The following is a 10,092-nucleotide window of genomic DNA, read 5'->3' as shown; positions in this document are numbered from 1 at the left end:
TATAGGTGCGCGGCGCCTCGACCGGGCGGGTACCGGTGCGGTAGTGGTTGCCCGGCTCCTCCAGGGTCAGGCGGGCGCCGAACTCGTCGAGCAGCCCGGTGTCGCCGGTGACATGCACCAGCGACATCAACAGCGGGGCGGGATGGCATTCGGCGATCGCACGCTCGAGCGCGGCTTCGGGCGGGGCGGAGACGCCGGCGACGGCGGTGTCGGTCATGAGCTACCTTCCGGGAGTGCGATGCCCATGCGGGCGAGCATGTCTCGCGGGTTCGCGGGCGGACTGAGGGTGCGCAGCTGTTCGCTGCGGCGGTTCGTCGACGCCGAGCACATCGCGTCGTCGGAGAAGACCCAGAAGTCCCCTCGGGCGATCTGCTCCACCATGTGCTCGGCGGCGACCAGCGGATCGAGGCCCTTCTCCACGTTGTCGCGTTGCATGGCGTCGAACACGGCGTTGGCGACGGGGTTGGCGGTGGGTGCGGCACGCTGGGCGGCGAGGAAGATCTCGCTGCGGATCGAGTGCGGCACCACGGCGCTGACCTGGATGGGCGCACCGATGATCGACAGGTCCTGGTGCAGGCATTCGGTCATCGCCTGCACCGCGAATTTGCTGACGATGTAGGGCGATTGGACGGCGACGGTGTTGATGCCGCCGACCGAGGACAGGTTGGCGACGACCGCCGGGGTGCCCGCGGCGATCATGCGCGGCACGAAGGCCTTCAGGCAGTAGAAGACCCCGTCGACGTTGATCTGCATGAGCCTGCGCCAGCGGGCGGAATCGATCTCCCACAGCAGTCCCGCCGATTCGACGCCCGCGTTGTTGATCAGCAGTTCGACGCTGCCGTGGCGGTCGAACACGGCCGCCGCCATGGCGTCGACCTGCTCCTCGTCGGCGACGTCGACCCCGTATCCCTCGGCTCTGCCGCCGAGGGCGGTGATCTCCGCGGCGGCCTGATCGGCGCGGCCGCGGTCGATGTCGGCCACGACCACGGTCATACCGAGAGTCGCCAGATGCTCGGCCAGTCCGCGGCCGATGCCCGCGGCCGCGCCGGTGACGACCGCGGTGCCGTGCGCGAAGCGTTCCCGCGCGGCCGCGCCCATCACACGCCCTCCGGCAGGATGTTCGGGTTGGCCCAGGCGGGTGGTTGTCGGCGAGGCAGTTCGGTGCGGCCGTCGAGGGTGAACACCGGGGTGCTCGTGGCGTACGGATAGTGCAGGCTGAAGGCGACCAGTCCGGTGCGTTCGGCGGCGGGAGCGGTGCACATCTCGAGCACCGTCTGCGCCAGATACTCCACCGGTTCGGTCTCGTATCCCTCCGGCAGCAGGGCGGCGGCGCCGGGCGTCAGGATCGCCGTCGACGGCCCGACGACGTTGACGGCGATGTTGTCGTCGACCAGTTCGGCGGCCAGCCCCTGGGTGAATCGGTGCAGCGCGGCCTTGGCCGAGGCGTAGACGACATCACCGGAGGTCTTGTTGTAGTCACGGAACGGCCGGATCGGGCTGAGCCCGGTCGAGGAACCGATGTTGACGATCCAGCCCGCGCCGCCCGCGCGCAGGTGCGGGATGGCGGCGCGGCTGAGGACGAACGGGACCTCGAGGTAGTGGCGGACCGTCCGTTGGAAGGTCGCGTCACTCATGGTCTCGATGCGGCTGTAGTCGGCGAATCCGGCGTTGTTGACCAGGATGTCGAGGCCGTCGAGTGCGGTGACGGCGCGTTCGATCAGGTCCGCGCGCTGCTCGGGGTCCTCGAGATCGGCGGGGATGGCCAGGGCGCGGCCACCCGCGGCTTCGATCAGCTCCACCGTCTCGGTCAGGCTGCCGGAGATCAGGTGGGTCTGTCCGTCGCGGATGGACGGGCTCGGATTCCGGTCGCGGGCGGTGACCACCACCGTCGCGCCTTCGGCGGCCAGCCGCTGGGCGATGGCCCGGCCTATCCCCCGGCTGCTGCCGGTGACCAGGGCACGCTTGCCCGTGAGTCGCTGCGTCATGAGACCTCCAGCACGTCGCGCATCATCGTCCAGACCTGTTCGCGGGCCCCGGGAGTCAGAGACAGGCCGGGGAAGGTGAGGAATCCGTGGAACAACCCCTCGAATCGGTGGGTACGCACGGGCACGCCCGCGTCGGCGAGCTTGCGCGCGTAGTCCTCCCCCGCCGAGCACGGCGGGTCGAGTTCGGCGGTGGCGACCACGGCGGGCGGCAGCCCGGCCAGCGAATCCGCTCTGCTCGGCACCAGATACGGGTCGTCGGTGCCGTGCGGCGCGTACTGCCGCCAGTACCACCGCATGGCCTCGGTGGTGTTGTAGTAGCCCTCGCCGTAGCGGCGATAGGACTCGGTGGTGAAATCGTCGTCGATCACCGGGTAGAGCAGGATCTGGGCGGCGATGCGCGGCCCGCCGCGGTCACGGGCGGCCAGGCTGACCGTGGCGGCCAGGTTGCCGCCCGCGCTGTCGCCCGCCACGGCGAGGCGCTCGGGGTCGCCGCCGTAGTCGGCGGCGTGCCGCGCCGCCCACACCAGTGCCGCGTAGACATCCTCCATCGCCGCCGGCCCCGGATGTTCGGGCGCGAGGCGGTAGTCGACCGAGACCACCACCACGCCGACCGCCGCGGCCATGGACCGGCAGAACTCGTCGTGACTGTCCAGATCGCAGAACACGAAACCGCCGCCGTGCGCGAAGACCACCACCGGCATCGGGTTCGCCCGCTCGCCGTCGGGCACGTACACGCGCACCGGCAGTGCGCCGCCCGGGCCTTCGATCACGATGTCCTCGGCCCGGCGCATGCCGGGTTGCCGCGTCAGCGGCGCGCGCCTGGACACGATGATCTCGCGCAACTCGGCGGGTTCGTGCCGGGTGACGTCGGGGAACGATTCCAGCGCCGAGAGCATGGCCTCGACGTCGGGATGCAGGTCGGACCGTCGTTGTCCGCCCATGTCGACCACGTCCTTCTCGTAGTGCCCGGCGGGTCAGCTCGTGGCCCGGCCGGGAGCGCCGTCCAGCAGGAAGCCCTTGTATCCGGCGGCGGCCACGTCGGCGCAGATGGCGTTGTAGTTGCCGAAGCCGCCGATGTAGGGCATGAACACGCGCGGCTTGCCGGGGATGTTGGCGCCCATGTACCAGGAGTCGGCGGTGGGGAACAGCGTCGCCGCGGCCTTCGCGTTGCACTCCTCGACCCACTCGTCGACGGCTTCCTCGGTGGCCTCGATGCGGCTGTAACCGTGTTCGTCGAGGTGCTCGAGGCAACCGGCCAGCCAGTCCACGTGCGCTTCGGCCATGAGCACCATGTTGGCCAGCACGCTGGGACTGCCTGGACCGGAGAGGATGAACATGTTCGGGAAACCGGCGACGGCCAGCCCCAGGTAGGTACGTGGTCCCGCCGCCCATTCCTCGCGCAACTGCCTGCCGTCGCGACCGCGGATGTCGATGCGATTGAGCGAGCCGGTCATGGCGTCGAAGCCGGTGGCGAAGATCAGCACGTCCACCTCGTAGGCGCCGCCCTCGGTCCGCACACCGGTCTCGGTGATCTGCTGAAACGGGGTGCGCCGCAGGTTGACCAGGGTGACGTTGTCCCGGTTGTAGGTCTGGAAGTAGCCGCTGTCGGTGACGATGCGCTTGGTGCCGATCGGGTGATCGTTGGGGATCAGCTGGTCGGCGAGTTCCTGATCGTGCACCAGCGCGCGGATCTTGGCCTCGACGTACTCGCGGGCGGTGTCGTTGGCGGCCAGGTTGGTGGTCTGGTCGGGGAATGCCTTGGCGAACAGGTAGCCACCGCGCTGCCACCACTCGTCGTACACGCGGGTCCGTTCGGCCTCGTCGACCTCGAGCGCGCCCTTCGGGTAGGGGCTGTTGGGCGTGCCGCCGCCGCTGATCCGCGACAACCGCCTGCGCTCGGCGTAGTTCGCCTTCACCTCGGCCACGAACTCCGGGTCCAACGGCCGGTTGCCCGCCGGGATCGAGTAGTTCGGGGTGCGCTGGAAGACGTAGAGGTGCTCGGCCTGCTCGGCGATCACCGGGATGGCCTGGATGGCCGAGGAGCCGGTGCCGATGACGCCGATCCGCTTGCCCGCCAGATCGACCGGTTCGTGCGGCCATTCGCCGGTGTGGTAGATCTCGCCGCCGAAGGTGTCGCGCCCGGGGATGTCGGGAATGTTGGTGGCCGAGAGCACGCCGGTGGCCAGCACGAGGAAGCGGGTGGTGACGTTGTGCCCGGTGTCGGTGGACACCGTCCATCTGCCGGTCCGGTCGTCGTAGGTGGCGGTGCTGACACGGGTGAGGAAGTCGTAGGCCGAGCGCAGGTCGTGGCGGTCGGCGACATGCTCGATGTAGCGCAGGATCTCCTCCTGCGTGGCGAACCGTTCGGTCCAGGTCCATTCCTGCTGCAACTGCTCGTCGAACGAGTAGGAGTAGTCGATGCTCTCGACATCGCAGCGGGCGCCGGGATAGCGGTTGTGGTACCAGGTGCCGCCGACGCCTTCGGCGGATTCGAATCCGTGCACGCGCATGCCGAGGCCGCGCAGTTTGTACACCGCGTACAGGCCGGAGATGCCTGCCCCGACGACGACGGCGTCGAAATCGCTGTTCGATGTGGTCACGGGATTCACTTCTCTCGTCGGTCCGGTTGTGCGCTCTGCTGGGCGCGCTTCATCTCGCGCATCCACATCCATTCGTGGCCCCAGTAACTGTCCGCGGTGATCTCCTCGGCGGTGTAATAGCGCTCGTCCACGAGCTTTCCGCCGGTTCCGTATTCGATGTCCCAGCCACCGGGGACCCGGACGTAGAAGGAGATCATCTTGTCGTTGGTGTGCCTGCCCAACGTGGAGGACACCGGGAAGTCCCTGGCCATCACCTGGTCGTAGGCGCGGCCGACGGCGTCGATCTCGTCCACTTCGACCATCACGTGGATCAGGCCGGGATCGCGGCCCTCCAGCGTGGGCATGATGGCCAGGCTGTGGTGGCGCTCGTTGACGCCGAGGAACCGGATGCGCGCGGGTGGGGCGCCCGGCGGGGTGGGCATGCGGAACGCGCCGCGGGGCAGGAAGCCGAGGGTCTCGGTGTAGAAGCGGTAGGACTCGTCGAAGTGGGTGGTCGGCATGACCACATGCCCCATGCCCTGCTGTCCTGTGACGAAACGCTGCCCGTATTTGGTCAGCACCGGACTGTGTTCCAGCACGGCTCCGTGGAAGAACTCGAGGGGGGTGCCGCCCGGGTCCCGCAGGCAGAAACCGGCTTCCACGCCGCGGCGGTCGGCCAGTTCCTGGGACATCGGCGTCGGGTCGAATCCCGCGCCGCGCAGGTGCTCGGCCAGCCGGTCCAGCGCCAGTCCGTCGCGGACCTCCCAGCCGACGGCGGTCACCCGGTCGACCTCGCCACGCTCGACGGTGATCCTGGCGCGCCGCTCGTCCATTCGGAAGTGCAGGGCGTCCTCCTCCGGCCCGAGGCCGGGTGCGAATCCCAGGACCTCGAAGCCGAGTTCGCGCCAGCGTTGCATGTCGGTGGCCGTGACCCGGACGTAGCCGAGTCCTCTGATTTCGGTCATCGTTGCTCGCGTTTCCTTCGAACCGACGTCAGATCATCACGCGCAGCGGTCCCGGCGGGACCTCGACGCCGAGCGAAGCCAGCCCGGCCGCGTGGTAGGGGGTGCTGGTGACGTGGATGGCGTGGTGCAGGCCGGCGTGCGCGTCGCGCCAGAACCGTTGCAGCGGGTTGTCCATGCGCAGGGCGTTGCCGCCGGTGCGGTCGAAGATCTCGTCGGCGGCGCGGACCGCGCGCCAGGCCGCGCGTGCCTGGTCGCGGCGTACCGTGGCACGGGTTTCGAAGTCGATGGTCTCGCCGCGATCGACCATGTCGTAGATGCGGTCGACATTGGCCAGCAGCTGCTGGCGGGCCGCGTCGATCTCGGAGGCGGCTTCGCCCAGCGCGTGCAGCACATAGGGGTCGTCCTTGACGACGGTGCCGGTGGCGCCGACACGATTGCGCTGGTAGGCGACGCCCTCGGCGAGCACACCCTCACAGATGCCGATGGTGGCCGAGGTGATGCCGAGCGGGAACATCGTCGACCACGGCATCTTGTAGAGCGTCTCGGTGACGCCGTACTCCTGGGCGGCGCGCCCGTCCATGACCTTGGCCGATTCCATCACCCGGTAGCTCGGGATGAAGGCGTCCTTCACCACGATGTCCTTGCTGCCGGTGCCGCGCAGGCCGACCACGTCCCAGGAGTCCTCGACGATGCGGTAGTCGGAGCGGGGCAGGATGACGTGCAGGCCCTGGGGCGGCATGAGCGGCTTGCCGTCCTCGCCGCCGACCATGGCGCCGAGGAAGATCCAGTCGCAGTGGTCGGTGCCGGAGGAGAACTGCCAGCGGCCGTTCATGACGTAGCCGCCGTCGACGGGCACCGCCACGCCGCCCGGCATGTAGGGCGAGGCCTGCCAGGTGTCGCTGTCGGCGCCGAGCACCTCGTCCTGCACCTTCGGGTCGGCGAACGCCAGCTGCCAGGGGTGCACGCCGACGATGCCACCGATCCAGCCCGCGGAGCCGTAGATGCTCGCGGTCTTCATCACGGTTTCGGCGAATTCCCTGGGATGGGCCTCGAAGCCGTTGTATTTCTTGCGTTGCAGCAGCCGGATGAGGCCTGCTTGCTTGAGGTGCGCGGCCATGCCGTCACTGAGGCGGCCGAGCGCGTCGGATTCCTCGGCGCCTGCGCGCAGTTCGTCGGCGATGGCGACGATGTTGTCCAGAACGGTGTAGGACATCGGAACTCCTGGTCCGGGTGGCGTGGATGAGGGCGGGCGATCAGGAGGCGGCGGAGGCCTGCCTGCCCGCCGTGAGGTTCGGGGCGATGGCGCTGCGTCCGGCGGCCACGTTGGCGTCCACCTCGGCCTGCCAGTTCTGCAGAGCGCGTTCGGTGTCGATCTCGAACTCGAAGCGAGCGGTCATCTCGGGTTTGATGTCCTCGACGTCGACGTAGAACTGCTCGTACCAGCGGCGCAGCTGGTAGACCGGACCGTCCTCCTCGCACAACAGCGGGTTGTCGATGCGCGCCTTGTTCTTCCAGATCTCCACGTCCTGCTCGAAGCCGATGGCGATGCCGCGCCCGACCGCGGCGGCCATCGCCTCGGCGGTCGCGTCGTCCATGCCCGCCGGCTTCTCCACGATCACGCCGTACTGCAGGCGGAAGGAGGTCGGGGTGATCGGGTAGTGGCAGTTGATCAGGTAGATGTTGGGTTCCTCGCGCTCGGCGTACTGCGCGCTCCACAACTTGTCGATCATGTAGCTGGGGCCGTAATAGGTGGCGTCGGACCGGCTCTCGATGTTCGGGTCGACGGTGTTCTGGCTGACGCCCACCGCGTCGGCGCGGGGCCGCGACCGCATGACCTGAGTGGCGGTGTGGCCCTCGAAGACGTTGCGGAAGAAGGTGGGCATGCCGTAGTGCACGTAGAAGAAGTGCGCCATGTCGACGATGTTGTCGACGATCTCGCGGCAGTGGGAGTTCTCCACCAGGATCGAGTTCCACACCCAGTCGGTCCAGCCGGGATCGCCGTAGGTCGGGATCTCCGGGATGGCGAGTTCGGCGGGCGGCTTGCTGCCCTGCGGGTCGTGCCAGACGAACAGCTGCCCGCTGACCTGAGTGGTCGGCCACGACTTGGTGCGCGCCAGCGGCGGCACCCGGCGCGCGTAGGGGATCTCGGCGCACTTGCCGTCGCCGCGCCAGCGCCAGTCGTGGAACGGGCAGGCGATGGTGTTGCCCTTGATCGTGCCGTGGGCGAGATTGCCGCCCATGTGGGGGCAGAAGGCGTTGAGCACGTTGAGCTCCCCGTCTTCTCCGGCGAACACGACGAGCTCGGTGCCGAACGCGGAGACCTGATGCGGCTTGCCGTCGGCGAAGTCGCGGACCAGGCCGAGGCAATGCCACCCGCGGGCGTACCGCTGGGGCGGCAGGCCCGAGTCGATGACGCGGGCCCGGTCTCCGGTTGCGGGCGTGGAAGTCACGGATTCCTCCTGGGCGAATGGGCTGCGAGCGCGGCTGCGATGTCGGCTGCGATAACGGCTGTGATGTCGGCTGGGATGTCGGCTGTGAGGTGGGCGGGGTCGATGGCGACGAGCTTGACAGCTGGCGCGGCCGGTGTGATGTGCGTCTCCTGCTGAATGGGACAGCGGCCGGAGGAGTCAGTATTCGACGACGATCCGTTCGTCGACCGGCTCGGCCTGACAGGCCAGGATGTAGCCGTCGGCGAGGTCGTCGTCGGTCAGTACATCGTTGCGGGCCAAGGTGACTCGTCCCTCGGTCAGGGTGCAGACGCAGGCGCTGCACGCACCCTCCCGGCACGAGTAGGGAGCTTGCACGCCCGCGGCGAGCAGGGCGTCCAGCAGGGTGCGCCCGGCCTGCCACCCCACCTCGTGGTCGGCGCCGTCGATGCGCACCCGCACTCGGCAGGCGATCTCGGCGTCGGCGGCGGGCGGGGCGCCCGCGGCGAACGGATCGCTGTGCAGCGACAGGAAGCGCTCGGTGTGCACGCGTCCCGGCGCGAAGCCCTCGCTCCGGCACACCGACGCGGCCAGGTCCATCAGCGGCTCGGGTCCGCAGATGTAGGCGTCGCGGTCGGCGAACGGGCGCAGCAGCAGTGACAGGGTGCGCCGCGTCGGATAACCCTGCACTGATTCCAGGATGTGCACCACGGCCAGGCGATCGGGGAAGCGGGCCTCGAGTTCGCGCAGTTCGTCGGCGAAGATCACCGAGTCCTGGTCGCGGTTGGCGTAGACGAGCACGACATCGCCCGCGCCGCCGGACAGCACGGACTTGGCGATGGAGATCACCGGGGTGATCCCGCTGCCGCCCGCCACCAACACCACCGGCTCGTCGAGCGAGGCAGGCGTGAACACCCCCGCGGGCGGCAGGACCTCGAGTTCGTCGCCGGCGCACACGGTGTCGCACAGCCAGTTGGACCCGCGACCGCCGGGCACACGTTTGACCGTGAACTTCATCGCCGGGTCGGCGTGCGGCGAACTGGCCAGCGAGTAGCAGCGGGCGCCGCCCGCGTCGGCGTCGGGAATCCGCACGGTGAGGAACTGGCCGGGCAGATAGCCGGGCCACGCGTCGGTGGACTCCAGCACGAACGACCGCGCGTCGGCGGTCTCGTCGACGACTTCGGCCACCCTGACCTGATACCCCGGCGACGGCGGGACAGGCGACGGCTCCCCCGCCGTCGGATCGGCATCCGATGCCGTACGCGTATCCGTGGACATCCACCCTCCTGGTGATGGTCGAGCATGCGCACCCCGGTCCGGGCCGGATCGAAGCCCACGGAAGGCTAGGGTCGCCTCGGCGGGAGTGGACCGGTTCGTCTCGCTGATCGGGAACCCCTCTGGGTGTGACCGCCGTCTCGTGCGATCCTCGTGGCCAGGCGGGCAGGGCCCGGTTGAGGCGCGCGCACAACAGGTAGTACCGTGACTCGCGTCACAGCGATGTGACGGTTTGGGAGGTCGAGTGAGAACATCAAGCCCGCCCGGCGTGCCGGTCTCGGTCGTCGAACGCATCTCGCTGGTGCTGGAAACCTTCAATGGCGCCGGGCCGCTGACGCTGGCCCAGGTGACGGCGCGGACGGGCCTGCCCCGCTCCTCGGTGCACCGGCTGCTCGAGCAGCTGGCGAGCACCGGCTGGCTCGCGCGCTCCCCCGAACAGACCTACGAACTCGGCGTCAAGGCCTACGAGATGGGCCAGGCGGCGCTCAACCAGAACCGGTTGCTACAGGGTGCGCGGCCGGTCATGCAGGCCTTCGCCCACCAGACCGGCCTCACCATCCAGCTGGCGGTCGTCGATCGCGGTGACACCGTCTACCTGGCCAAGGTCAACGGCCGCGCCTCCGGGCCGACGCCGACCGCGGTCGGGCAGCGGGTGCCCGCACATCTGACCGCCGTCGGCAAGGCGCAACTGGCCGTCAGCGAATCCACCCGCGATCCGGCGGTGATCGGCAAGCTCGAGCACACCGCGTCCGGCGAACTGGTACGCCGCACCGCGCAGAGCATCGGCACCGACACCCAGCTGGCCGAGGAACTCGCCGCCGTCCGTGATCGCGGCGCCGCCTTCGATCGCGGCGAGGCCTTA

At 69.3% G+C, this 10,092-nt stretch carries 9 protein-coding genes and 1 pseudogene; 1 reads left to right on the top strand and 9 read right to left on the bottom strand.

The genetic code is table 11. The features are described from left to right. From QH283_RS29250 to QH283_RS29210, 9 genes and pseudogenes are all read right to left on the bottom strand, one after another. Positions 1–217: pseudogene (locus tag QH283_RS29250) on the bottom strand (flavin-containing monooxygenase); the annotation flags it as partial. Next, positions 214–1,098 carry an SDR family NAD(P)-dependent oxidoreductase gene (locus tag QH283_RS29245; RefSeq protein ID WP_280506152.1) on the bottom strand — a complete coding sequence of 295 codons (885 nt, stop codon included), beginning with the start codon at positions 1,096–1,098 and terminating at the stop codon, positions 214–216. The pseudogene QH283_RS29250 and the gene QH283_RS29245, both read right to left, overlap by 4 nt. Then, positions 1,098–1,985, bottom strand: a complete 888-nt coding sequence (locus QH283_RS29240; RefSeq protein ID WP_280506151.1) for an SDR family NAD(P)-dependent oxidoreductase — start codon at positions 1,983–1,985, stop codon at positions 1,098–1,100. Before QH283_RS29240 ends, QH283_RS29245 begins: the two co-directional genes overlap by 1 nt. Continuing rightward, on the bottom strand, positions 1,982–2,926 hold the full coding sequence (locus QH283_RS29235) for an alpha/beta hydrolase (protein ID WP_280506150.1): 945 nt from the start codon (positions 2,924–2,926) through the stop codon (positions 1,982–1,984). Before QH283_RS29235 ends, QH283_RS29240 begins: the two co-directional genes overlap by 4 nt. Positions 2,927–2,959: 33 nt before the next feature. After that, entirely contained in the window at positions 2,960–4,585 is a 1,626-nt protein-coding gene (locus tag QH283_RS29230) for a flavin-containing monooxygenase (protein WP_280506149.1), read from the bottom strand. 5 nt (positions 4,586–4,590) lie between these two features. Next, positions 4,591–5,529 carry a VOC family protein gene (locus QH283_RS29225; RefSeq protein WP_280506148.1) on the bottom strand — a complete coding sequence of 313 codons (939 nt, stop codon included), beginning with the start codon at positions 5,527–5,529 and terminating at the stop codon, positions 4,591–4,593. A gap of 28 nt (positions 5,530–5,557) precedes the next feature. Then, the gene (locus tag QH283_RS29220; protein ID WP_280506147.1) at positions 5,558–6,742 is read right to left on the bottom strand and encodes an acyl-CoA dehydrogenase family protein; all 1,185 of its coding nucleotides are present in this window, start codon (positions 6,740–6,742) and stop codon (positions 5,558–5,560) included. 40 nt (positions 6,743–6,782) lie between these two features. Next, complete coding sequence (locus QH283_RS29215; RefSeq protein ID WP_280506146.1) at positions 6,783–7,979, bottom strand: Rieske 2Fe-2S domain-containing protein; 1,197 nt, start codon at positions 7,977–7,979, stop codon at positions 6,783–6,785. Between the two features lie 177 nt (positions 7,980–8,156). After that, the gene (locus QH283_RS29210; RefSeq protein WP_280506145.1) at positions 8,157–9,143 is read right to left on the bottom strand and encodes a ferredoxin--NADP reductase; all 987 of its coding nucleotides are present in this window, start codon (positions 9,141–9,143) and stop codon (positions 8,157–8,159) included. Between the two features lie 331 nt (positions 9,144–9,474). Here QH283_RS29210 and QH283_RS29205 point away from each other — a divergent pair. Next, a partial coding sequence (locus QH283_RS29205; protein ID WP_280506144.1) for an IclR family transcriptional regulator occupies positions 9,475–10,092 on the top strand: 618 nt, incomplete at its 3' end.

It is taken from the genome of Nocardia farcinica (assembly GCF_029867845.1).
GTDB lineage: Bacteria > Actinomycetota > Actinomycetes > Mycobacteriales > Mycobacteriaceae > Nocardia > Nocardia farcinica_A.
This window is presented reverse-complemented; position numbering and strand designations above follow the sequence as displayed.

Coding starts and splice junctions, on each gene's coding strand:
- QH283_RS29235 (WP_280506150.1), bottom strand. CDS start 2,926: ATGGGCGGACAACGACGGTCCGACCTGCATCCCGACGTCGAGGCCATG.
- QH283_RS29225 (WP_280506148.1), bottom strand. CDS start 5,529: ATGACCGAAATCAGAGGACTCGGCTACGTCCGGGTCACGGCCACCGAC.
- QH283_RS29245 (WP_280506152.1), bottom strand. CDS start 1,098: ATGGGCGCGGCCGCGCGGGAACGCTTCGCGCACGGCACCGCGGTCGTC.
- QH283_RS29220 (WP_280506147.1), bottom strand. CDS start 6,742: ATGTCCTACACCGTTCTGGACAACATCGTCGCCATCGCCGACGAACTG.
- QH283_RS29240 (WP_280506151.1), bottom strand. CDS start 1,985: ATGACGCAGCGACTCACGGGCAAGCGTGCCCTGGTCACCGGCAGCAGC.